Raw genomic sequence first — 21,584 nt, 5'->3', positions numbered from 1 at the left:
AGCCGGGGGGCGCGATGCCGACACCGTTGATCTGTCTGCCGTTCGCCGGCGCCGGAACGTCGTATTACCACGGGTGGCGACCGCTGTGCGGTGACCGCTTCGACATTCGACCCGGGTTGCTGCCTGGCCGGGAACGGCGCATCGACGTCGCACCGTTGCGGGACGTACACGCGGCGGTCGATGACCTTCTGCCCACGCTGGCCGGTGCCGGCGAGGTGGTGTTGTTCGGGCACTGCCTCGGCGCCCTGATCGCGTTCGAGCTGGCCCACCGCCTCGTCGAGGAACCGGACGTCACCGTGGCCGCGTTGATCGTCAGCGGGGCCGCGGCACCGGGCGAAGCCCGGTCGCTGGGGGCGACCGGGCTGCCGGACGACGCGTTCCTCGACCGGGTGGCGGAGTTCGCCGGGGTTGCCGACGACGCGATGACCGACCCGGAGCTGCGCGAGCTGATTCTGCCGACGTTGCGTGCCGACGTGGAGATGTTCGAGCACTACCTGCCGGGCACCTCGGAGTTGCTGCCGGTTCCGATCACCGCGGTGGTCGGTAGGGACGATGCGCTGGTGCCCCTGGGCAAGGCGGCGGGGTGGTCCACGTCGACCAGCAAGGACTTCACCCTGCACGACCTGCCCGGGGGGCACATGTACCTGACCGACAGCGTCGAACGGGTGCTGTCGCTTATCGACGTGACGGTGCACGGAAAGGGCTCGGGTGGACCCCTCATCTGAACGGCGCGGCCTGATCCGCGACGACCTTCCCACCGCCGAGCTGATCGCGCTCGGCGAGTCGCCACGGTCGGTGGACGTCGATCCCGAGACGATCACCTCGGCGTTCGACCGGGTCGCCGCCGGCACACCCGACGCGGTCGCGGTCACCGACGGCGCCACGAGCCTGACCTTCGCGGAACTGGCAGCGCACGCCGACGAGGTGGCGCGCGGGCTGATCACCCTCGGGGTCGCCCCGGGTGACGCGGTGGTCGTGTGCCTCGACCGATCCGCCGAACTGGTCGGGGTGCTGCTCGGCGTGCTGAAGGCGGGCGCGGTGTACGTGCCGACCGACCCGTCGTATCCGGTGGGCAGGATCAACCACACCGTCCGCGACGCCGGCGCGAGCGTCGTGATCACCGGGCTGACCGGTCTGCCGGTCCCGGCGAGATGCATGTCTCCCAAGGATCTGCGCAGGCTCGCAGACCCTGGCCGCGCCACCGCTGCTCGCACGCCGGACGATCCCGCCTACATCATCTACACCTCCGGATCCACCGGGCAGCCGAAGGGGGTCGTGGTCCCGCACCGGAATGTGACCTGGCTGATCGGGGCCACCAGGGGCGAGTACCAGTTCGCCGGGAGCGACGTGTGGACCCTGTTCCACTCCAGCGCGTTCGACTTCTCCGTCTGGGAGATCTGGGGCTGCCTGCTGACCGGTGGTCGGCTCGTCGTCGTGACCGCTCTAGACTCCCGAAGCCCTGAGCGGTTCCGCGACCTCCTGGTCCGCGAGTCGGTTACCGTGCTCAACCAGACGCCGTCGGCCTTCGCCCAACTGCTCGCAGTGCCGCACGACCAGGTCGACGTGCGGATGCTGATCTTCGGCGGGGAACCACTGGACCCCCAGGTTCTGTTGCCCTGGCTCGACGCCCACCCGAGATGTCGCGTCGTCAACATGTTCGGCATCACCGAGACCACCGTGCACGTCACCGAGCAGACGATCACCCGGGCGCTCGCCGAGGCGGCCTCCCGGTCGGTTGGAAGGCCGCTACCCGGCTGGTACGTCTACGTTCTCGACGAGCACGGCTCGCCCGTCCAGTTGGGCCAGACCGGAGAGATCTACGTCGGCGGTGCCGGCGTGGCGCTCGGCTACCTCAACCGGCACAAACTGACCTCGCAACGATTTCCGCCGGATCCGTTCCGCGGCGGGATCATGTATCGCAGCGGCGACCTCGGCAGGATGTTACCCGACGGTAGCTTGGAGCATCTGGGCAGACTGGACAACCAGGTCAAGATTCGAGGCCACCGCATAGAACTCGACGAGATCCGCGCTGTGCTGCAAAGACACCCCGGCGTCAGCGCCTCGGCAGTGGTGGTGCGCATGGCGGTCGCCGACGACCCGAACACTGCCCGTCTCGACGCCTACCTCGTGCCGGCGGGCGCGGGCACGTTGGACACCGATGACGTCGCCTCGCATGCCGGCGCCTCGCTGCCCGCATACATGACCCCGGCCACCCTCACCGTACTGGACGCGCTTCCGCTGACGGTCAACGGAAAGCTCGACGTCTCGGCGTTGCCTGAGCCCACCGCCGGAACGTCCGGTCCCTCCTCGGCGGGCGGCGACCTTACCAGCCGCATCCAGCACATCTGGGCTCGAACCCTGAGCACCGACGTCGGGCCAGAGGACGACTTCTTTGTCGTCGGTGGCAACTCGGCACAAGCGGTAAGCGTCCTCGCCGAGATGCGCGCCCATGGCATCGCGCTACGACTTGTGGACCTGATGCGCAATCCGACCCCGCGCACCCTGGCCACCGCTTTGTCCAGCACCTGAGGTCCCTCCGCGGTGATGGAGCGGTGGTCGGTCATGCCCTGGAGGCCGCCGGAGCAGACCCTGAACACGTCCTCGACTGCCCTTCCCCTCGTAGCGTGGAGGCCAGAGCTTCAGGGATAGAGGTTCATGGCTGAGACGAGACGCCAGTTCGATCCGGAGTTTCGGGCGGGCGCGGTGTGCATCGTGCGTGAGACGGGCAAGTCGATCGCTCAGGTCGCCCGCGACCTGGGGATCAACAGCGGGACCCTGGCTAACTGGGTGAAGAGGAACCGCGAGACTCGCGGTGAGGGCGCTGTGTGCCGGTCGTTTTGCGGCCTTGCTGCGATCGCTTGCCGAAGATCAGCTGGAGCGCTAGCTGACGGAGCCGTCGGGTCGAGCAGATTCCTCCTCGCTGAGCAGATCACGGCGCCATTCGGCGAATCGGTTGCGGAGATCGTCCAGCGCTCGGCCGGTGACGCCGTACTGGGCGAAGTCCTCAGGATCGAGCAGGGCGGCTTTGTCCGAGGGCGTCGGCGAAGACGCGCCGGTCGAAACCGCGGTCGGCGCGCTGCACGAGGGTGAGGAGGTTTTCGCGGGTGTAGCGGCCGGATCGGAGTGTGGCGTCGATGTCGATGAAGTCCCGGGCGAACGCTCGTCCGTAGAGGGCGCTCATCTTGTTCGCTACCGCGTCGTCGGGGTGTAGTACCGGTCCGATCGCCATGAGGATCGGTTCGTTGGCACGCCAGTCCACGCCGAGTTCGACCTTGGAGACCCGCACGCCGTCGGTGACAGCCAGCCGGGCGAAGGTGTCGTACTGCCGCTCGGTCTCGACGGTCAGTCCGTCGTCGCGGTAGGCGTGCACGACGGCGGTGACTGCGGCGGTGAACTCCTTGCGGCGGGTCCCAGGCGGTGAACAGGTCGACGTCCTCGCTGGGCTGCTCCAGAAGCCCGGCGGCCTGCACCGCGTAACCGCCGGCCAGAGCGAAGCCGTACCGATCGGCCGCCCCGAGCCCGCTACGGGCGAGGCGTTCGTGGAAGGGGTCCACCGCTACGCCGCGTCGCTGCGGGTCGCGGCGAGTTCGGGGAAGGCTTCCTCCCAGCGCTGCCGGAGTTGGGGTGGCAGCCACAGGGTGGGCCAGAGCCGCCGGAGGAGGTCGGCGTCGAGCCAGGCATTGAGGTCCTCGGCCGTGCTGGCTTCGGTGAGCACCACCTTGTACATGCTGGCCAGGCGTGCGGGCCGATTCAGGTCGTACTCGGCGTGCCCGGACCAGTCGAGATGAGGCGGAAGTGTCACTGTGCCTTCGGTCGGGCCGTGCAGCGCGGTAAGGATTTCGGCCACGACGTAGGGCTTCCGGTCACCGTAGGGCCGGTAGTCCGCCGGCGGCTGGGGTGGTGTCCTGCGCCGGCTGATGTTGGTCGCCCGTCGGACTTCCGGTCGTAGCGCCTGACGGATCGTCTCCCGGCTGTACCCGGTGACCCGCTGCAGATCCACCGGCCGCCAGCCGGCCGCGTGAAACGCCCGCAGCTGCTCGTCCCGTTCGGTCAACGCCTGCGCCCGCGTCGCCTCGTACCGGGAGACAACCGCGTGCAGCTCGTCCTCGGAGAACCGACCCATGACCGTCAGCCTACTACGCTTGGCCAAGCATGCTTGGCCTCTTGCGGCATCCTCTTGCCCGTCGTGATGAGGCTACGAATCCCGAGCCCCCACGGGTGCATGCATGGTGGGGGTGGCACGTGTGTCTGGTGGGGATGGACCGCCGCCTCGGGACCGAGTGAAGCAGGTCATCCGACTTCTTCAGTGTCTGTAGGGTGATTGCCTGAAGTAGTCGATCTCTGCCCTTGTCGCATTCGGGCCTTGCGGATGCTCGCTTGCAGAAGATCAAACAAAAGTAACGTAAGCCCTGATCAGTGGGCGCGCCGGGCGGTTTAGATGCCCCTTCTGCGATCTTTCACCGCGCTACGCCAGCTCGTCGGGGTCACAAAAACCTGAGCCGGCTGTGGCGAGCACGCTGGGCGCTGGTTCAGATGTAGGGCTACCAGAAGTGGAACCTGACAGGCGCGACGGTCATTAGAGAGTGTGAGCGAGACGGCGGACATGATCCGGGCCGACGACGGCGAGCTGTGGCAGCGGGCACGCCAAGGGGAGGCCGAGTGCTTCGGTGTGCTCTTTGATCGGCACGGCGGGGCGGTCCGGGCATTCTGTGCCCGCCGGACCGGCTCGATCGACGCAGCCGACGATCTGGTCTCCATCGTGTTCCTGGAGGCGTGGCGTCGGCGGGGTGAGGTCGAACTCGTCGATGGCAACGCGCTGCCGTGGTTGTACGGGATCGCACGCCGGACGATTCAGCATCGCTGGCGGACCGCGGTGCGGCATCGACGGGCGCTGGAACGGCTGGCGCCCGCTCCCGCCACGCCCGACCACGCCGAGGAGGTCGCCGGCCGGCTCGACGACGAGCGACATCTGGCCCGGTTGCGGGCAGCCCTCGAGCGACTGAGGCCGCCCGACCGCGACGTGCTGTTGCTCTGTGTCTGGCAGGGCCTCACATATGCCGAGGCGGCAGTGGCGCTCGGCGTGCCAGTGGGCACCGTCCGGTCGCGGTTGTCGCGGGCCCGGTCCCGGCTCAATGCCGAGACAGGCTCACTGAACATCGTCGATCCCGCGACCTGCCCGGTCGCCGCCCCGACTCAGCGACAGGAGATGCCATGACTGAGCTGCGATCCCGCCTGGACCCACAGCGCCAGAGCGACGTTCGGCGAATGCTGGTTGCTCAGGCCTCGCGTGGGGCTGTGTCGATTCGGAACCGGCGTATCGCCATAGCCGGTGGCCTCACTGCCCTGACCGCGGCAGTCGGCTTCATCGCGCTCGCGGTCGACCCCGATCCGCCGCCGCAGAATTATGCCGCTTGGACGCCCGTCCCGCAGGCCGCTCCACCACTGACCGCCTCGGATGAAGACATCGAGGGCTGGGCTTCGAAATGCAGCGACCTCGGCGTCGGCGGAGTGGGCGTCGGAGGCGTCCCGGCGCGCCCGGAGGCCGCCGCCCGACGGGAGGTGCTGGTCGATCGACGCGGCGGTTTCACCTTTTGCGTCGATGTCTCAATGGGTAGCGGCACCTCCAGGGACCCCTTGATCGCTCTGTCTGGTCTGAAGGCCGACGGGCGCAATGGGCTCAACCTCATGGCGGCCACCGTCTCCGACAAACCGTTCACCAAGCCGCAAGACAGTGCCGTGCTGGTGCTCGGCGGCGTTTTGCAGAAGCAGCCAGAGGGCGGCATTCAAGCCTTCCAGATGTTCGGCCTGAGCGGTGCCGCGGTGACTGGCGTCGACGTGGTACTGGCGAATGGACTTCGAGTGAGCGCCACGCTGAGGAACGGCATCTGGGGTGTGTGGTGGCCCAGCGATCGTGGCGAATTCGCCGGCAGCAAGCTGCACGTGCGTACTGCCACCGGCGTCACGCTCGTCGACCCGTCTATCGTCCGGCTACCGATCCAATAACCAGAGGTTCGCGAACCTGTGGACCGGCTCGGTCCTGGTTCGGTCGTCACTCGCGGACCAGTCCTGCTGGCAGCGCGTCCTCGTCGGGTCGGACCTGGCGGGCATTGGCAACGGGGTCGCGTTCGAGGGCGTGGATCACGGGTGTCGGGCCGCCGATGCAGGTCCAGGTGTCGTCCCAGAGCGCGGAAACCAGCCATGACCGGTCGGCGGGGAAGAACAGGTCGGGGAGCGCGCCGTGCGGGTGGCGGATGTGCCCACCGGTGCGCCAGGTGAGGGCTTGCTCGGGGCCGGCCTGAACCAGCACGTAGGGCCAGTTCCAGTAGAGGAACACCCTCGGGGCGTAGGGGAAGACGACGTCGTGGGCGCCGGTGTCGAGGTAGGCCAGCCACCACGGCTGCTCTGGGGTGTGCGCGATGAGGTCCTCGACCAGGGCGTGCTCGTAGGCGGCGGCGGTGACGTCGTAAGCCTGGTACGTGGTGGCGTAGGCGTCGAAGACCGGCGGGATGGCGGTGGTGATCGAGACGCCGGCAGTGGTGTGCCCGGCGATCCAGCCCACGTCGGCGGCGGCGCCGATGCGCCAGTCCCGCCCGCCCCTGTTGACCTGCACATCGCTATTCAAGCCGCTGCCGCGACGGTTGGCGTGTAATCAGGCTAGTCGCGGAACGGCGGCCGGCTCAGGGTTGCCGCGCCCGCAGGGCCGAGGGTGGGGATGGCTGAAGTGTGTTCCGCCGTGATCGTGGCTGAGCCTCAAGGTGCCACCCACATCTCGCTCCGCGGGCGGGCCGGGTTGAGCGGGCGCGGCACCGGAAGCCGTAGCCCCTGATGCCCGGGAGCGGTGGGTATGGCTGCGTGTGTTTCGTCGAGATCGCTTGGCTCACGGTAGGAGATGCCACCCGCCGATTCGTCGTCTGCGAGATTCGGTAGACCGCTGATGGAGATCTGCGACCTGCGTTCGCCTCCTAAGAAGGTGCCGGCAAACCGAATCCACAGACGACGGGCCGACCGAGAAACCCGACCAAGTGAAGGAGCGCGAGGGTGGCGAAGCTGTGGATCGGCGTGGACATCGGCAAGGCCCACCACCATGTCGCCGCCGTTGATGGCGACGGCCGGCTGGTCGACTCCCGTCGGGTCGCCAATGAAGAGACCGCACTCCTGACTGTCATGGCCGAGGTGTCGACGCACGGCCGCCCGGTGTGCTGGGCGGTCGATGTCACCACCGGTCTGTCGGCGCTGCTGCTGACCCTGCTCTGGCGGCGTCAGGTCCAGGTTCGCTACGTTTCCGGAACCGTCGCGTTCCACATGGCAGCCGTGTTCGCCGGGGAGAACAAGACCGATGCCCGCGACGCGGTGGTCATCGCACAGACCATCCGCATGCGCCCCGACATCCCGATTCTGGAACCGTCTGACCGGCTGCTTGCCGAGCTGACAGTTTTGACGGGCTACCGCGCGGACCTCGTAGGGCAGCGCGTCGCCACCCTGTTTCGGGTGCAGGAACTGCTCACCGGGATCAGCCCCGCCCTGGAGCGCGCGGTCGACCTGAACCGCAAAGCCCCGATGATGGTCCTGGCGTGCTGGCAGACACCGGCCGCGATCCGGCACGCCGGCGTCGACCGGATCACCGCCCTGCTCCGCCGCGGGCACGTCAAGAACGCCGTCCAAGTCGCCGAGGCGATGGTCACCGCCGCACGACAGCAGACCGTAAACCTGCCCGGCCAACGTGCCGCCGCCGTGGTCGTCGGGCAGATGGCCACCGAGATCCTCGCCATCGAACAACGCATCGCCGCCGTCGACGACCTCATCGCCGAACAGCTCGACCAGCACCCGCTGGCGCCGATCATCGGGAGCCTGCCAGGCATGGGTCCCCTGCTGACTGCGGAACTGCTCGTCCATACCGCTGGCATGACCGAGTACGACAGCCCGGCGAAACTCGCCGCCCACGCCGGCCTGGCACCCGTTTCCCGCGACTCCGGCACTGTGTCCGGGAACCATCGGCAGCCCCGCCGATACCACCGCAGGCTGCGGCACATTCTGTGGATGGCCGCTTTCACCGCCGCCAGGGAATGCCCAACCTCGCGTGCCTATTACGAGAGGAAAGGCGCCGAAGGAAAGAACCACCGCCAGGCCATACTCGCCCTCGCCCGACGACGCGTCGACGTCCTGTGGGCACTTATCCGCGACCGCAAGACCTTCACCCGACCCGCACCCACGGTCCGCGCCGCAGCTTGAACCGGACCGCTCTCCGCCGACGCGACCAGGTCCCGCCGGCCACTCCACCCTGCCCACCAAGATCAACCGGAGTCACCTGGAGACTCGAGCTGTGGTCTTGGGCTGGGAGAACGGCGGTCCGGGGAACGTGGGTGAACGTGGGCCACTCCCTGCCACGCCAGGTGAACCCCAGGTCGCTAGACTGGGCCCTCGCGCCCCCGTAGCTCAGGGGATAGAGCATCGGTTTCCTAAGACGGTGCTCGATCAACTGCCGCAGGCTTCCTGCCTGCGGCTTCTTCATATCCTCTGTTGAATTCCGGTCGCGGTGGTACCTTGCTGTGCTCGATTGCTAAAGATCAGCAGGCCAGGTCGCTCGTGATCGGTGAGCGCTCATCTGACGAAGCGACCTGCGGAAAGAGCAAGGTCAGTCTGCTGTCGGGGCGGAAACCTGCCACAAGGCGCTGACGGGCAGCGCGCGGAGTCTGTCGCCGAACGGCAGCGTGGAGGCTCCGGTGTAGAGGACGATGCCGGCGATGAAGTCGTCGCCGAGGCGGTCGGCGAGTCGGCGTAGCCCGCGGAAATCCTCGGGTCCGACGGTTGTGGCTGCTTTGACTTCGATCCCGACGACGTTGCCGGATCTGTTCTCGAGCACCGCGTCGACCTCGTACCTGCTCTGGTCGCGGTAGTGAAACAGGTCGACGAACTGCTCGGACCAGGTGAGCTGGCGGGACAGTTCGGACAGGACAAATGATTCGAGCAGTGGGCCGAACGGTGCGCCCGGCCGGAGCAGCGCCCGGGAGTCGGTCGCGATCTCGTTGGCGGCAATGCCCGAGTCGACAAAGATCAGTTTTGGAGCGGCGGTGGCGCGGGTGCCCAGGTTGCGGGACCACCCGGGGATCCGCTTGACCAGGAAGATCTCCTCCAGGGCCTGGAGGTAACGTGCGATCGTTGGCCGGCTCAGTCCGAGGGCGGATTCGAGGGAGTTGGCGGCGATGATGGTTGCGGATCTGGCCGCGAGTAGGCGTACCAGCTTGCGTAACTCGCCCTTGTGCTGGATGTCGGACAACTGCCGCACATCGCGGTCGATGAGCGCCTGGACGTAGGCGTCGAGGAACCGTTGGCGGCGGCGTGGGTCGGTGCGGGTCGTGGCCTCGGGCAGGCCGCCCCGTACGATCCTGGCCGCGTAGTCGGCGCGGGTAACGCCCGACTCGTGTCGCACGTCGGGGCCGAGCGCGAAGACGGCGTCGACGAATCTGTCCGGTGCTCCGTCAAGTTCGCCTTGGGAGAAGGGCCAGAGCTCGACGGTTTCCATTCGGCCGGGGAGCGCGTCTGGGGCGGCCACCATGCCGAACAGCCGTGATGACCCGGTGAGCAGGTACCGACCGGGACGGGGATCCTCATCGACGGCTGCCTTGATGGCCAGCAACAGTTCTGGAGCGCGCTGGATCTCGTCGATGACCAGGAGTTCGGGCGAGTCCACGAAGCCGACCGGGTCGGCGAGCGCCGCGGCCCGGTCCTGCGCCCGGTCGAGATCACGGCGCTCGGCACGCCGATCACCGGCAACGATGCGTACCAGGGTGCTCTTGCCTGCTTGACGTGCTCCGTTGATCAGCACGACGCGGGTGTCAGCCAGGGCGGCATTGACCTGCGCGGCGGCGCGGCGGGGGATCAGGTGCGGTGTGGGCACGGCGCCATGATAGCTGACAAGGTTTCGATCTGCGCGAAGATTCGCTTTCGATTTGCGGGCCTATCCGTGTTCGGAATGCGGTTGCTCTGTGTTCGATTTGCGGGACCCGAGGCGGTCGTGCCAGCACTGCGGGCACGCGCGGTCGACCTTGCGGGCGGGATGACGGGTCCTCGCGTGCTGGCAAGCTCCGGCCCCGGTCCGGCGCGCCGGCGCAGACCAAATCACCGCCCTGCTGCGACGCGGCTACGCCGCAAGTGGGTGAACGCGGGCCGCTCCCATGTTCTGGTGAAGCCGAGGGCCCGGTATCCGGGCATGCGGCGTGGGAGTGAGGCGGCAAGGATGGGTGTGGCCGGGTCGTGGTAGTCGTGAACCTCGGCGAGGTCCTTGCCGGGCGCGGCGCGGGGCTGGAATGTGGTCTCGTGGGTGAACAGCGTTCGACGGGGTCCGGCGTCGGGGTGCATCGCTGCCGCGAGGGTGCCTTGTTCCTCGTCGGTCAGGGTGTGGCGGACGGGTCCGAGTTGCCAGGTGACGAGTTGGCCGAGGCCGTCGCGTCGGTCGGGTGTGGCGGTGAGGCCGAGCCAGAACTGTGCGGCGATCCGATTGACCGAGTGCTCGTACGCGGCGGCGCCGAGGTGGTGACCGACTCTGACCGGCTGCGCGCCGTCCTGCCGGTCGCTGAGGTGCTGGGTCCGGCGAGCCTGGCCTATCTCGATGAGCGCGACCTCCGGCCGGCCGGACTCGATACTGTGGATGTGGTCCCTGGAGAACATGCCGATCTCGCCACGCTTCTGGCCTCTGTCATTGCCATCAGTGTCGGGATCACGGCGATCCGCCCTTCGCTGCTCCCAACATACGCTCATCGGCCGGGCGTCCGCCCCACCCCGCGACGTCACGGAACGGGGCGCCCGCTCGGCGGCAGATGAGGGCATGGGATCAAGCCATCGTGGGCGCCGTCGGCGCGGTGGACCCGGGCAGGGCCGGCGACCCGAGGCGCCGAGCCGGAAACGCCACCGCCGGCGGTGGTTGAGCTTCGCGGAGGGCTGCGCTGGCGGTGGCGGTCAGTGCTGCCCGACGAGGTGGCCCACCTCGGTCCGGGACGAGACGCCCAGCTTCCGCAGGATGTTCGAGACGTGAACGGCGGCGGTTTTCGGTGAGATGTACAGGCGTCGGGCCAGCTCGGTGTTGGTCAGCCCGTCGCTGATCAGTACTGCCACTTCCCGCTCGCGGGGGGTTAGGGCGGTCGGGCCGGTTACCGCAGGCGCCGCGTCGACCGGCGCCATACCCAGCTGAGCGCGGACCTGGGCGAGCTGGGCCACCCGCCAGCCACGCCACTCGGCCAGCAGGGGTGCGGCCGCCTCCACCTGCGCGGTGGCCTCCTCGCGCCGGTCGTTTGCGAGCAGACAGCGGGCGGCGCCGACGCGTACGGTGCCGCGGGTCGCCGGCCCCAGGATGTGGGCCTCGGCGATGGACAGGTAGCCGGCCAGTGCCTCGGCGTACTGGCTGCGCGCCTCCGCGAGTTGGGCGTCAACGAGTGTCCGGTAGGCGTCCCAGACGTCGGCGTCGAGTAGCGCGGTGGCCATCTGGTCGAGCCGGTGCGCCGGCAAGCCGATATGAAGCGCGGCAGAGATCAGGTCGTGGGCCTGTTCATCGCTGCGCCACGGCTGCTCGAGTAAGGCCGCGATGAGTTCCTCCAGGCTCGCTTCGGCACGCGAAAGGTCGCCGCGACGGCAGGCGAGGTGGAACGCGAGGCCGGGAATCGTCGCCGGCCAGTTGTCGGGCAGCGCTGCCAGGTCGGTGACGAGCTGCTCGACCTGGTCCAGCTCGCCGACCTCCAGATAGAGCCCGGCGAGGAAGACCCCGTGGTAGTCGGCCCAGCGGCCCCGGCGCCGGTAGCTGCGGTCCTGTTCGCGACCCTCCTCCAGCGCCGCGATCGCGGCGCGCAGGTCGCCGGCCCGCACCGCGAGCCGGGCTCGGCCCTGGAAGTACGTGGCCACCGCGAGTGACTCGAAGCCGGCTCGCTCGGCGTTGACCCGCATCCGTTCCAGTGTCTCGGCGTGCTCGGCCGGCGAGGTGGATGGCTCGCCGTGTACCAGGTCGTTGAGGGCACGGGCGGCCAGCACCCACTCGCCCGCCTTTTCGGCCTCGTCAACGAGTGCGGACAGGATCTTGCGGCCGGCGGCGGCGGTCTGCGGGCGCTCAGTGAGCGTCGAGCCCTTCTCGATCAGCGCCGCCAGGCGGACGGCCGGCAGGTCGAATTCGTCCGCCAGCGCCAGCGCGCGGTCGGACCAGAGCAGTGCCGCGTCGAGGTCGTCGCGCAGGTACGCCGACTGCGCGATCGCGGTCATCGCCCGCGCCTGGTCGGCGCCGGGGGGAAGCTGCGCGATCAGGGTCCCGATGTCGTGCGTCAGGGCGCGCATCTCGTCGGTCTCACGGGACTCCCACGCGATGCGGACCAGGAGGTACAGCGACTCAGCCCGGTCGGTCGTGGTGCAGGCGACGTCACGCCAGCGCCGGCCGTACCGCAGGGCGTCATCCAGCAGGCCGGCCAGCCACGTCGCCCGGGCGGCGCCGGCAAGCAGGCCGGTGTCGTCGGGCACCTCGTCGAGGCCCATCTCCGCCAGCTGCAGGGCCTGGTAGGCGGAGCCGATGGAGAGGTAGAGCGCAGTGCCGCGGCGGGCCGCGGCGATCATGTCGTCGTACCGGCCGGCGCCGCGGGCGTGGTGCGCCACCATGGCTGGGTCGGAGGCACCACCTTTCAGGAGTACGTCGAGTGCTGTCTCGTGCAGCCGGCGCCGCTGCCGGCCGAGCATCTGGTCGGCAATCGCCTCGCGCACCAGCGCGTGCCGGAACGCGAACTCGTCATCGCCGGACTCGACCAGCACGCCCCGGGTGACCAGGTCGCGCAACACGGCGATGAGCTCGTCCTCGCCCACACCGGTCACGTCGGCGAGCAAGTCGAACGGGATGCGGTGGCCGAGCACGGTAGCCGCCTCGACGACGCGGTGGCTGACCGGGTCGAGGTCGTCGACCTGGCGGCGTAACACCTCGGCGAGGCTCCACGGCAGCGGCTGCTCGACCAGCGCCTCCACGTCGTACCCGGGCAGCGCGCGCAGCAACTCCTCCAGGAAGAACGGGTTGCCGCCAGTGCGGTGGTGCAGTGCCGCCACGGCGCGCAGCGGCGCCGGAGCGCCGGTGGCCGCCGCCAGCAACGCCGCGGTCTGCGAGGGGATGAGGCGATCCAGACGTACGTGGGTGACGGTGTGCCGGCGTTCCATCCGGGCCAGCAGGCCAGCCACCGGTTGGCGGCGGGTCACCTCGTCCGGCCGGTACGTTCCGATGAGCAGCCGCGGCCCGCGCTGGTCGGCGATCCGCTCGAACAGCGCCGCGCTCTCCGAGTCGGCCCAATGTAGGTCCTCGAAGACGATGACCGCGGGGGAGTCGCCGATCAGGTCGGCCAGGATGGCGAGGCCGGTGTGCAGGCGCTCGACCGGGCTGCGCCGCGAGTCCGCGAGGGCCGCAAGCTGCTCCTCGTCGCTCTCTGGACGGCCGTCGATAGCGTCCAGGAGCACCTCGTACGGCCGAGACAGCGAGCCGGGTTCCGCCTGGCCGACCAGCACTACGGTCTCCGCCGACACGGTTGTCAGCAGCTCGTGCACCAGCCGGGTCTTTCCGATGCCCGGCTCGCCCGCGATGAGCGCAACCGCCGGCTCACGCGCCGAAGCGAGCTGCGCCAACCGGCGCAGCTCGCTTTCCCGCCCGATCATCATTGGGCTGGCACCGCCGCGGATGGTTCGCACGACGTGAGGGTACCGTCGGGCTGTCCACGGACGGCCAGGGCGTTACGGGCCAGGCGGGCCCGGCGGGCGCTGGTGAGTAGGCGCTCCCTGTCGGCCTCGGCGATCAACTCGCGGCGACGATCGTTCGCCAGAGCCAGCATCGTGCCCGGGTCTATCAACATGGCTTGTCTCCTTGTCAACCGCTGATGGATCAATCTTCGGTTGACAAGAGTGCTGCCACATCGGGCAGCGCTTACCTATCTTCACTGCTCAGCGGGGTTTAGCGGAGTGCGCGGGCCGCCTAGGCATACCTAGTGCCTGCAATCTTCAAGGGCGTCCACCAGTAGAGGTCACCGGATGCGGGGGGCATCGGGGGCGAGGGGTGGTTCTGGATCAGGACCGTTGGCGCGCTGCGGGACGGCGACCCTCGCGGTGGTGAACTGCATCAGTCGACTCGCGAAGGTGCCACGTTCGCGGCCACTCAGGCGAGACAGAACTCGTTGCCCTCGATGTCCTGCATCCCGAGGCACGACTCGTTGTCGCCATCGGCGCGCAGTAGTCGCCCGCGTACCGCGCCGAGCGCGACCAGTCGTGCGCATTCGGCCTCAAGTGCGGCCAGGCGCTCCTCACCCACGAGCCCGGTGCCGACCCGCACGTCAAGATGCACCCGATTCTTGACGACCTTGCCTTCGGGAACGCGCTGGAAGTACAGTCGCGGACCCACACCTGAGGGATCACTGCAGGCGAACGCTGAACCCTGACGCTCAGGCGGCAGCGTGCGATTGAAATCGCCCCAACTAGCAAACCCCTCCGGTGGCGGCGGTACGACGTACCCCAACACCTCGCACCAGAAGCGAGCGACGCGCTCAGGATCTGCGCAGTCGAAGGTGACTTGGATCTGTTTGACCGATGCCATCGGCCCACCATAGAGGCGGGGTCTTTCGTCGTCTCCACGGGCCCGAGGCTAGCTGCGCCACCGCGCCCCGATGAAGCGCCAGACCCGCGAGGATGAGCACCTGCCCGGGCCCCGGGCCCATGGCCTGTCGTACGGCGGTACGCCTCGCACATTGCGTTGAAGGCCTCGGGGAGCAGGGCGTCCAAGCCTTCACCCGCCGCCAGCCGCTGCCGCATCGTCGCCGCCAGACCGGGCAGATCGACGTGCTGTCCGCTGGCCAGGTGTGAAGCGTGCCGCGCGATGGCCCGTAGCAGCAATCGATCCCTGTGCGCCATCGAGCCGAGCATCGTTAGCCCATCGCCGAACGGCTCACACCATCGTACGTCGCTGAAGGCATAAGTCACTCCGTCAATGTCCTGCTGCCTGGGGCGGGTCACGCCGGTGTTTTGACCAACCGGGCCGTCCCAGTCGTACTCACGGTCCTCCGGGGCATGTTTACCAGCACATGATCGGGTGCACTGTCATCGTCATGAGCGGACGCCCGGTGGGGAACGTCGTAGTCGGCATCACGGCGGAGTCCGAGCGCCCCGGGGTGAGCGCCCCATGGCCCCCTGGCGGCGACGACGAAGGCGCTGTATGGACGCTACGTTGTTGATCTTTGATGACGTGCTCGATGTGTGCTCTCCAGCGGATGCCAACCCGGGCGAACCGGTGCCAACGCGGGTCACCGCGGCCGACCGCCGGTCGCAAACCGGGGCTCGTGTGCTCGAGGTGTGGTCCTGGGCTGCGCGAACGGCGGTCCGGGTGACGTGGGTGAACGCGGGCCACTCCCTGCCACCCCAGGTGAACGCCCAAGTCGCTAGACTGTGCCCTCGCGCCCCCGTAGCTCAGGGGATAGAGCATCGGTTTCCTAAACCGTGTGTCGCAGGTTCGAATCCTGCCGGGGGCACCTCGAAGATCAGCGGAAATGCTTCTTGACCTGCGGAAAAACGTCCGCCTCGATCGGTCGACCTGTCAGTAGAGACCGTCGCTCAGGGGCGTAGGACGACCTTGCCGAGATTGACGCGAGCTTCGATGATCTCGTGCGCCGACGCGGCATCGGTCAGCGGAATCTCGGCGTGCACCACGGGGCGCAACTGTCGTGACTGGTGGAGTTGCCACAGTTGCTGGTGGTGCTGCTCGTAGAGCTTCGGCTCGGTGTTGGCGAATCGGGCCATCGTCAGGCCGGTGATGGTCTTCGAGCCGGCGAGCAGGTCGAAGGCGGGCACCGTGCCACCGCCCGAGTTGAAGAAGATCAACCGCCCGCCCGGTCGCAGTGCTGCCAAGGCGCGCGGCAGCAGGTCGCCGCCGACCCCGTCGAGCACCACATCGACCGGTTCTCCCCAGTGTTTGTTGTCGTAGGTGACGACTTCATCCGCCCCGAGCCCGCGTAGGAAGTCTGCCTTGCCGGGCGAGCTGACGGCGGCCACGACCCGTTTGATGCCGTGGATTTTCGCCAGTTGGACCGCGAGATGTCCGACGCCGCTCGCCGCACCCGTGATCAGCACGGACTCGGTTGCGGTCGGCCGGGCGGTGGCGAGGGCGGCAAGGGCGACGTGCCCGCTGCGGACCAGTGCGACGGCTTGTGTGCAGCTGGCACCGTCGGGTATCCGGCTCGCCATGAAGTCGGGCGCGAGGACCAGGTCGGCATACGAACCGGTGAAGGTCAGGGAGGTTACGCGGTCCCCTGCCGCGAACGATGACACCCCTGGACCGACGGCAATCACCTCGCCGGCGATCTCCCCGCCGAGGACTCCGGGTAGCGGTGCGCGGCCGCCCTCGCCCCGAACTTTCCGTACGGACGGCAGGGTCACGCCGATCGCTTCGGTGCGCACCAGCAGTTCGCCTGGCCCGGGCTCTGGGGGCGTGGCCTCCTCGAGGCGAAGGACCGCCGGGCTGCCGTACTCGTAATAGCGGATCCGGCGCACGGGCACCTCCATGTCGTTGGGATATCCCCACCATATCGCAGACTCGTTGGGATACCCCAATGACTTTGGTACGCTGCACGGATGGACGAGGTTCCGTACGCTCCCGCCCGGATCCGCGCCTTACCGAGCTGGCTTCTCGGCCGCGCTGCGGCTCGCGGGCACCGCCTCGTCGCAGAGTCCCTGGCCCGCGAAGGTATGCGGATGATGCATCATGCGGTCCTGTCCACCGTCGCCGAACTGGGCCCGGTGTCCCAGGCGGATCTTGGCCGGGCTCTCAACGTCGACCCCAAGGACATGGCTGCGCTCGTTCGCGACCTGCTCGCCGAGGGCCTGGTCATACGCTCGCCGGACCCAGAAGATCGGCGAAAGAACGCCATCTCCATGTCAGCCGCCGGGCGGCGACGCCTGCGCCGCACCGAGCGACTCGGCGATGAGGCCAACGACGAGCTGACGGCCGCCCTCACGCCGGCAGAGCGCGAGCAACTCGTCACCCTCCTGGCCCGCATGGTCTCGCCGAAGTAACCAACTCGAAGAGGTGCGAGCACCCCGCTGATCTTCTCGGTAGGGGGCAGACTACCCAGGATCACCGATCTCCATGACCGATGTGCGAACGGGTCACCAGTGGTAGCCCAGGTTCACCGCCAGCGCGGCCACCACGGTGGAGAAGAACACCGCCCACCCCACGAGCTGGCGGGAACCCACCCGCAGGTGTGCGATGAGCGCGCCGACGAAGTAGAGCACCAGGCCAGCGGCGGCGAGCGTCCCCAACAGCGGCACGGCGAACCCGGTCAGCAGCCCCAGAGAGCCAGCCGCCAGCACCATGCCCAGCCACGGCACCCACGACCGCGGTATCCGCTTCATGTCCGCCTGGGCCTTCGGGTAGTCGTGGCCGATCAGGTAGGTGACGGCGGCGATGCCGGTGAAGACCGAGGCGAGGATGGTGACCGTGACGTATGCGGCGAACATGTGCCCTCCTTGGTGGCTGTCTGCCTCAAGGACGGGGTGGCGCTGCGGAATGTTGCCTGCGCTGCTGTGACCTGCGGCACTGTCTCGCCGCGCACCGAACCAAGCCGCACCGAACCAAGCCGCACCGAACCAAGCCGCACCGAAACCGAGCCGCACCGAAACCAAGCCGCACCGAAGACAAAACCAGAGCGTGGGCCACGGAGAACCGCAGCCCACGCTCGACGGGCGACGCCCCGGACGTGCCGGTGCGTCAGAAGTACTTGTACATCTCCGCGGAGGCCGCCTCGGTCTCGCTGGCGGGCGGTGCTTCCACCGTGACCGGCTTGCCGAAATCGCTCATGTGCATCTCGGTGACGAGGTCACCGATCGACTTCGTGGCAACCGTGTAGGAGAGCGCGGTGAGGTGCCCCTCGGCGTCGAGAGTCGCTTCGAACGGGATGGCCGTCGGGTCCTTCGCCAGCTTGGCGGACGACTCGAGCCCATCCCGCATTCCGGCGTCGGTGCTGGCGGCCTCGGCGGCCTTCCCCAGGTCGGCGACGCCGGTGTAACGGCCCTCACCCACCTCCTGGGCGGACACGATGCCGCCGATGATGCCGGTCTGCGCCTTCATGTCGAAGGACTGGCGCAGCGCGCTGTTCGGCTTGAGCTTGGTGAGGTCGAGCTTCATCCACGGCTTCTTACCCTCGAGCGATTCCGACTTGAGGTAGGCGGCGTCGCCGATCAGCCGCGCCTCCAGCGGTTCCGGGGCCTTGCCGGTGATGTGGAACATGCGGGCCGCAGGGTCCATCTTTCCGTTGAGGGTGATCGACTGGGTGCCGGCCTTGACGGAGGCCTCCATGGCGAGCTGGCCAGCGAGGCTGCGGTCCATGCCCTGCTTGACGGCGGCGACCGGCTCAAGTTTGGACGTTGCCGGGGCGGCGGCGGAGGGAGCGGACGCCCCCTTGTCGTCGGAGTTGGTGCCGCAGCCACTGACGAGGGCGACGGCGAGGGCGATCGATAGGGTAGGGATCAGTCGGCGCATAGACGCGACCCTAATAGGCGACCGCCACCGAATTTCCGCCAGTGGTGGTACTGCCACAGAGGACTGGGCCGGGCGGCCATCCGCTTCAGGTCGACGGTAGCTGTTCGGCTCGGGTGAGCACCTCATCGATCAGGCCGTACTCCCGAGCCTGCTCGGCGGTGAACCAGCGATCCCGGTCCCAGTCCTGCTGGATCTCGTCGAGGGTCCGTCCACTGTGCTGGGCGATCAGCTCCTGCATCGTCCGCTTCACGTGCAACATGTTCTCTGCCTGGATGGTGATGTCGGCGACGGTTCCGCCTATCCCACCGGACGGCTGATGCATCATGATCCGCGAATGCGGCAACGCGTACCGCTTGCCGGCCGCGCCGGCACAGAGCAGGAACTGCCCCATCGAGCCGGCGAACCCGAGCGCCAACGTCGCCACGTCGTTGCGGACGTAACGCATCGTGTCGTAGACCGCCATCCCCGCGCTCACCGACCCGCCCGGCGAGTTGATGTAGAGAAAGATGTCCCGGTCGGCGTCCTCGGCGGCGAGCAGCAGAATCTGCGCGCAGATCTGGTTGGCCGACTCCTCCGTCACCTCGGTGCCGAGAAAGATGATCCGCTCCCGCAACAGCCGCTCGAACACCTGGTCGCCGAAGGACGGCTGCCCGTCGACCAGCATCCGCACGTCGTACCCGATCATGTGCCGCCGCCTTCCATCACGCCGGCGGGCGGTGGGACCGCCCGGTGGACCGGCCCCTCCAGCGTGCGTGCAACGGCGGTGGCTGGCCCAGGGGTTCTGCCGCCGGCAGATCCGCCGACGGCAGAACCGCGCGGCCTACGCGGCGGTCAGCTGCCGCAGGCCCAGGCGGGTCTGCGCGCTGTCGGCCAAAGCGGCGGTACGCGGACCGGGGTGCGAGCCACCGGCGGAGGCCATCGCGTCGACGCTGAGGGTGGGCTCGCTCACCTCCGGCTCGCGGTGCAGGACGAACCCGCCGATGCGTGGACCCACCAGCAGGGTGGCGTTGCCGATCTCGCGTCGAGTCGCATCGACCCGCTCCAGGTGGGTCAGCACGGCGCGCGGCGCGGACGGGAGGCGAGGCTCGACCCTCCGCATGTCGTCGCGGGCCTCCCCGAGCAGGTCGGCGAGGCTGATGCCGAGCGCCCGGCAGATCGCCGCGAGCACCTCCGACGACGCCTCCTTGCGACCTCGCTCCACCTCCGACAGGTAGGGCACCGAGACGTCGGCCGACGCGGCCACCTCCCGCAGCGTGCGGCCCTGGCGCTGGCGGTGGCGACGCAGCACCCCGCCGATCACTCGTCGTAGTAACGACATGGGGACCTCACCTCGCGGTCGTCGTCCGGGGAACACTCCCATCATGCCCGCTGCCGGACCGGCCGGCGGTCCCGTGGGGGTCCGCCGCCGTTTCGACCGGTGCCGGTCGTCCGGTGTGCAACCCGGACGTGCCGGGCATGACGTACCCGCTATGTTGTGGGCGTGCAGGCGACGGTGGCGGAACAGGTTCGACGGTGATCCATTTTCCCGCGCAGCGCCGGGGCCCGCTGAGCGCGCTGAGCCTCCGGCTCGCCGCTGCCCTGGGCCTGGTCTTCGCCGTGGTCGCCGCGGTCTACCTGGGCCGGGACGGCTACCGCGATGTCAACGAGGACGGCCTCACCCTGCTCGACTGCTTCTACTACGCGGTCGTGTCGCTCTCGACCACCGGCTACGGCGACATCACCCCGGCCGCGCCGTCGGCCCGGCTGGTCAACGTCCTCTTCATCACCCCGGCCCGAGTGATCTTCCTGATCATCCTGGTCGGCACCACCCTGGAAGTTCTGACCGAGCAGTACCGGACCGGCCGTCGCCTGTCGCGGTGGAGGAGAGCCGTGAAGGACCACGTCATCATCTGCGGCTACGGCACCAAGGGGCGCAGCGCGGTCTCCGCCCTGATGGAGAACGGTCTGGACCGCTCGCGGATCGTGGTGGTGGAGCGCAGCGCCACCGCCCTGCGGCAGGCCACCTCCGCCGGGCTGGTGGCGATCGAGGGCTCGGCGACCCGCTCGTCGGTGCTGAACGAGGCCCACGTCAAGAACGCGAAGGCAGTGATCATCGCGACCGACAGTGACGACGCGTCGGTGCTGGTCGCGCTGACGGTGCGTCAGCTCACCGCCGGGCAGGTCCGCATCATCGCGGCGGCGCGGGAGGCGGAGAACGCGCCACTGCTCAAGCAGAGCGGTGCGCACCACGTGATCGTCTCCTCGGCGACCGCGGGCCGGCTGCTCGGCCTGTCCACCTCGGCGCCGCCGCTGATCGACGTCGTGGAGGATCTGCTCACGCCGGGCCAGGGCATGGCGCTGGCGATGCGCTCGGCGGAACGGGACGAGGTGGGTCGCTCGCCGCGCGAGCTGGAGTCACTGGTGATCGCCCTGGTGCGGCGGGGCAAGGTGGTCACCCTGGCCGACCGGGCCGGCGCGGTGATCGAGACCGGCGACATGCTGGTGCACGTGCGCGACGACCGCCCGCAGTCGGCGACGACCGCCTGACCGTTCCACCGCCGCCCTGGTTGGCAGATTGCGGCGTCAGAGCGGTTCGTCGCCCGCGCAGATCACCTCGGTGCAGTTGATCGGCGAGGTGGTGGCTGCGGCCCGCCGAAGCAGCTCGTAGAGCGTCTCCCGTTCGTTGGGGTCCAGTGCCCCGAGCACTTCGTCCTCCGCACCGGCGAGGGCGCATTCGGCCTCGCTGAGGCGTTTTGCCCCGTCTTGGGTGAGTTCGACGACGTGTCGGCGGCGGTCCTCGGGTGAGCGCCGCCGCTCGACCAGTTGCTCCGCTTCCAGGTCGTTGAGCAGCCCGACGATGTTGGTGCTGTCCATTTCCAGGATGGTGGCGAGCGCCTGCTGGCTGGTGCCGCCACCGGCGCGCAGCACGGTGAGCGCGACCAGATGCCGGGGGCGTAGGCCCAGCGGCGCCAGCACCGTCTCGGACCGCAGCCGCATCCGCCGGGCCAGATGGTCCAGGAGTGCGCCCGAGCGGTGCTCCGAGGGGTCGAGCGGCGGGGCGGACATGTGACCCAGTCTACCGAGC

Annotated in this window: 20 protein-coding genes, 1 tRNA gene and 2 pseudogenes; 9 read left to right on the top strand and 14 right to left on the bottom strand. The window is 68.8% G+C overall.

Annotated elements, in window-relative coordinates; genetic code table 11:
- Positions 1 to 14: 14 nt before the first annotated feature.
- The 3 genes and pseudogenes from C7C45_RS16450 to C7C45_RS35710 form a co-directional block, all read left to right on the top strand.
- Positions 15 to 725: a thioesterase II family protein gene (locus C7C45_RS16450; protein WP_110564675.1), complete on the top strand. Its 711-nt coding sequence runs from the start codon at positions 15 to 17 to the stop codon at positions 723 to 725.
- Positions 709 to 2,529 (top strand): amino acid adenylation domain-containing protein, encoded by a 1,821-nt coding sequence (locus C7C45_RS16445; protein ID WP_110564530.1) that lies wholly within the window; start codon positions 709 to 711, stop codon positions 2,527 to 2,529. Before C7C45_RS16450 ends, C7C45_RS16445 begins: the two co-directional genes overlap by 17 nt.
- A gap of 126 nt (positions 2,530 to 2,655) precedes the next feature.
- Positions 2,656 to 2,796, top strand: a pseudogene (locus C7C45_RS35710) (transposase); the annotation flags it as partial.
- Between the two features lie 84 nt (positions 2,797 to 2,880).
- Here the strand turns inward: C7C45_RS35710 and C7C45_RS35705 are convergent.
- A pseudogene (locus tag C7C45_RS35705) lies at positions 2,881 to 3,554 on the bottom strand (nucleotidyl transferase AbiEii/AbiGii toxin family protein).
- A 2-nt stretch (positions 3,555 to 3,556) separates the two neighbouring features.
- Positions 3,557 to 4,123: a hypothetical protein gene (locus tag C7C45_RS16430; protein ID WP_110564529.1), complete on the bottom strand. Its 567-nt coding sequence runs from the start codon at positions 4,121 to 4,123 to the stop codon at positions 3,557 to 3,559.
- A gap of 462 nt (positions 4,124 to 4,585) precedes the next feature.
- Between C7C45_RS16430 and C7C45_RS16425 the strand changes: the two genes are divergently transcribed.
- Both C7C45_RS16425 and C7C45_RS33630 read left to right on the top strand, forming a co-directional pair.
- Complete coding sequence (locus C7C45_RS16425) at positions 4,586 to 5,215, top strand: RNA polymerase sigma factor (RefSeq protein ID WP_244200409.1); 630 nt, start codon at positions 4,586 to 4,588, stop codon at positions 5,213 to 5,215.
- Positions 5,212 to 6,003, top strand: a complete 792-nt coding sequence (locus C7C45_RS33630; protein ID WP_146247334.1) for a hypothetical protein — start codon at positions 5,212 to 5,214, stop codon at positions 6,001 to 6,003. The genes C7C45_RS16425 and C7C45_RS33630 overlap by 4 nt, the downstream gene beginning before the upstream one ends.
- 46 nt (positions 6,004 to 6,049) lie before the next feature.
- On the opposite strand, the gene C7C45_RS34450 is transcribed toward C7C45_RS33630, so the two are convergent.
- Positions 6,050 to 6,610, bottom strand: a complete 561-nt coding sequence (locus C7C45_RS34450) for a hypothetical protein (protein ID WP_208641184.1) — start codon at positions 6,608 to 6,610, stop codon at positions 6,050 to 6,052.
- Positions 6,611 to 7,038: 428 nt separating this feature from the next.
- Between C7C45_RS34450 and C7C45_RS16400 the strand changes: the two genes are divergently transcribed.
- Positions 7,039 to 8,229, top strand: coding sequence for an IS110 family RNA-guided transposase (locus tag C7C45_RS16400; protein WP_110564527.1), 1,191 nt, complete (start codon positions 7,039 to 7,041; stop codon positions 8,227 to 8,229).
- Positions 8,230 to 8,632: 403 nt separating this feature from the next.
- Here C7C45_RS16400 and C7C45_RS16395 read toward each other — a convergent pair whose 3' ends face one another.
- From C7C45_RS16395 to C7C45_RS16375, 5 genes are all read right to left on the bottom strand, one after another.
- Positions 8,633 to 9,895: an ATP-binding protein gene (locus tag C7C45_RS16395; RefSeq protein WP_110564526.1), complete on the bottom strand. Its 1,263-nt coding sequence runs from the start codon at positions 9,893 to 9,895 to the stop codon at positions 8,633 to 8,635.
- A gap of 221 nt (positions 9,896 to 10,116) precedes the next feature.
- Positions 10,117 to 10,665, bottom strand: a complete 549-nt coding sequence (locus C7C45_RS16390; RefSeq protein ID WP_244200408.1) for a hypothetical protein — start codon at positions 10,663 to 10,665, stop codon at positions 10,117 to 10,119.
- 288 nt (positions 10,666 to 10,953) lie between these two features.
- Positions 10,954 to 13,692, bottom strand: coding sequence for a helix-turn-helix transcriptional regulator (locus tag C7C45_RS16385; protein WP_244200407.1), 2,739 nt, complete (start codon positions 13,690 to 13,692; stop codon positions 10,954 to 10,956).
- Positions 13,659 to 13,853 carry a hypothetical protein gene (locus C7C45_RS16380; RefSeq protein WP_110564524.1) on the bottom strand — a complete coding sequence of 65 codons (195 nt, stop codon included), beginning with the start codon at positions 13,851 to 13,853 and terminating at the stop codon, positions 13,659 to 13,661. The genes C7C45_RS16385 and C7C45_RS16380 overlap by 34 nt, the downstream gene beginning before the upstream one ends.
- A 299-nt stretch (positions 13,854 to 14,152) precedes the next feature.
- On the bottom strand, positions 14,153 to 14,587 hold the full coding sequence (locus C7C45_RS16375) for a VOC family protein (RefSeq protein WP_110564523.1): 435 nt from the start codon (positions 14,585 to 14,587) through the stop codon (positions 14,153 to 14,155).
- A gap of 855 nt (positions 14,588 to 15,442) precedes the next feature.
- Between C7C45_RS16375 and C7C45_RS16370 the strand changes: the two genes are divergently transcribed.
- Positions 15,443 to 15,515 (top strand) — tRNA-Arg (locus tag C7C45_RS16370).
- An 82-nt stretch (positions 15,516 to 15,597) separates the two neighbouring features.
- Here the strand turns inward: C7C45_RS16370 and C7C45_RS16365 are convergent.
- Positions 15,598 to 16,533 carry a quinone oxidoreductase family protein gene (locus C7C45_RS16365; protein WP_110564672.1) on the bottom strand — a complete coding sequence of 312 codons (936 nt, stop codon included), beginning with the start codon at positions 16,531 to 16,533 and terminating at the stop codon, positions 15,598 to 15,600.
- A gap of 81 nt (positions 16,534 to 16,614) precedes the next feature.
- Between C7C45_RS16365 and C7C45_RS16360 the strand changes: the two genes are divergently transcribed.
- Positions 16,615 to 17,055, top strand: coding sequence for a MarR family winged helix-turn-helix transcriptional regulator (locus tag C7C45_RS16360; protein ID WP_110564522.1), 441 nt, complete (start codon positions 16,615 to 16,617; stop codon positions 17,053 to 17,055).
- Between the two features lie 93 nt (positions 17,056 to 17,148).
- On the opposite strand, the gene C7C45_RS16355 is transcribed toward C7C45_RS16360, so the two are convergent.
- The 4 genes from C7C45_RS16355 to C7C45_RS35700 all read right to left on the bottom strand — a co-directional run bounded on the left by C7C45_RS16355 (position 17,149) and on the right by C7C45_RS35700 (position 19,838).
- Positions 17,149 to 17,499 carry a DoxX family protein gene (locus C7C45_RS16355; protein ID WP_110564521.1) on the bottom strand — a complete coding sequence of 117 codons (351 nt, stop codon included), beginning with the start codon at positions 17,497 to 17,499 and terminating at the stop codon, positions 17,149 to 17,151.
- A gap of 250 nt (positions 17,500 to 17,749) precedes the next feature.
- Entirely contained in the window at positions 17,750 to 18,520 is a 771-nt protein-coding gene (locus C7C45_RS16350; RefSeq protein WP_110564520.1) for a hypothetical protein, read from the bottom strand.
- 85 nt (positions 18,521 to 18,605) lie between these two features.
- Positions 18,606 to 19,205 (bottom strand): ClpP family protease, encoded by a 600-nt coding sequence (locus C7C45_RS16345; RefSeq protein ID WP_110564519.1) that lies wholly within the window; start codon positions 19,203 to 19,205, stop codon positions 18,606 to 18,608.
- A 135-nt stretch (positions 19,206 to 19,340) separates the two neighbouring features.
- Entirely contained in the window at positions 19,341 to 19,838 is a 498-nt protein-coding gene (locus C7C45_RS35700) for a helix-turn-helix domain-containing protein (RefSeq protein ID WP_110564518.1), read from the bottom strand.
- A gap of 194 nt (positions 19,839 to 20,032) precedes the next feature.
- Here C7C45_RS35700 and C7C45_RS16335 point away from each other — a divergent pair, with 194 nt between their 5' ends.
- Positions 20,033 to 21,046, top strand: a complete 1,014-nt coding sequence (locus tag C7C45_RS16335; RefSeq protein WP_110564517.1) for a potassium channel family protein — start codon at positions 20,033 to 20,035, stop codon at positions 21,044 to 21,046.
- 36 nt (positions 21,047 to 21,082) lie between these two features.
- On the opposite strand, the gene C7C45_RS16330 is transcribed toward C7C45_RS16335, so the two are convergent.
- Complete coding sequence (locus C7C45_RS16330) at positions 21,083 to 21,565, bottom strand: MarR family winged helix-turn-helix transcriptional regulator (RefSeq protein WP_110564516.1); 483 nt, start codon at positions 21,563 to 21,565, stop codon at positions 21,083 to 21,085.
- Positions 21,566 to 21,584 lie beyond the last annotated feature (19 nt).

It is taken from the genome of Micromonospora arborensis (assembly GCF_003205615.1).
GTDB lineage: Bacteria > Actinomycetota > Actinomycetes > Mycobacteriales > Micromonosporaceae > Micromonospora > Micromonospora arborensis.
Note: the sequence above shows the minus strand (reverse complement) of the source record. Positions and strands in the feature narration are given on the sequence as shown.

Coding starts and splice junctions, on each gene's coding strand:
- C7C45_RS16450 (WP_110564675.1), top strand. CDS start 15: ATGCCGACACCGTTGATCTGTCTGCCGTTCGCCGGCGCCGGAACGTCG.
- C7C45_RS16430 (WP_110564529.1), bottom strand. CDS start 4,123: ATGGGTCGGTTCTCCGAGGACGAGCTGCACGCGGTTGTCTCCCGGTAC.
- C7C45_RS33630 (WP_146247334.1), top strand. CDS start 5,212: ATGACTGAGCTGCGATCCCGCCTGGACCCACAGCGCCAGAGCGACGTT.
- C7C45_RS16390 (WP_244200408.1), bottom strand. CDS start 10,665: ATGTTCTCCAGGGACCACATCCACAGTATCGAGTCCGGCCGGCCGGAG.
- C7C45_RS16380 (WP_110564524.1), bottom strand. CDS start 13,853: ATGTTGATAGACCCGGGCACGATGCTGGCTCTGGCGAACGATCGTCGC.
- C7C45_RS16375 (WP_110564523.1), bottom strand. CDS start 14,587: ATGGCATCGGTCAAACAGATCCAAGTCACCTTCGACTGCGCAGATCCT.
- C7C45_RS16360 (WP_110564522.1), top strand. CDS start 16,615: ATGGACGAGGTTCCGTACGCTCCCGCCCGGATCCGCGCCTTACCGAGC.
- C7C45_RS16355 (WP_110564521.1), bottom strand. CDS start 17,499: ATGTTCGCCGCATACGTCACGGTCACCATCCTCGCCTCGGTCTTCACC.
- C7C45_RS16350 (WP_110564520.1), bottom strand. CDS start 18,520: ATGCGCCGACTGATCCCTACCCTATCGATCGCCCTCGCCGTCGCCCTC.
- C7C45_RS16345 (WP_110564519.1), bottom strand. CDS start 19,205: ATGATCGGGTACGACGTGCGGATGCTGGTCGACGGGCAGCCGTCCTTC.
- C7C45_RS35700 (WP_110564518.1), bottom strand. CDS start 19,838: ATGTCGTTACTACGACGAGTGATCGGCGGGGTGCTGCGTCGCCACCGC.
- C7C45_RS16330 (WP_110564516.1), bottom strand. CDS start 21,565: ATGTCCGCCCCGCCGCTCGACCCCTCGGAGCACCGCTCGGGCGCACTC.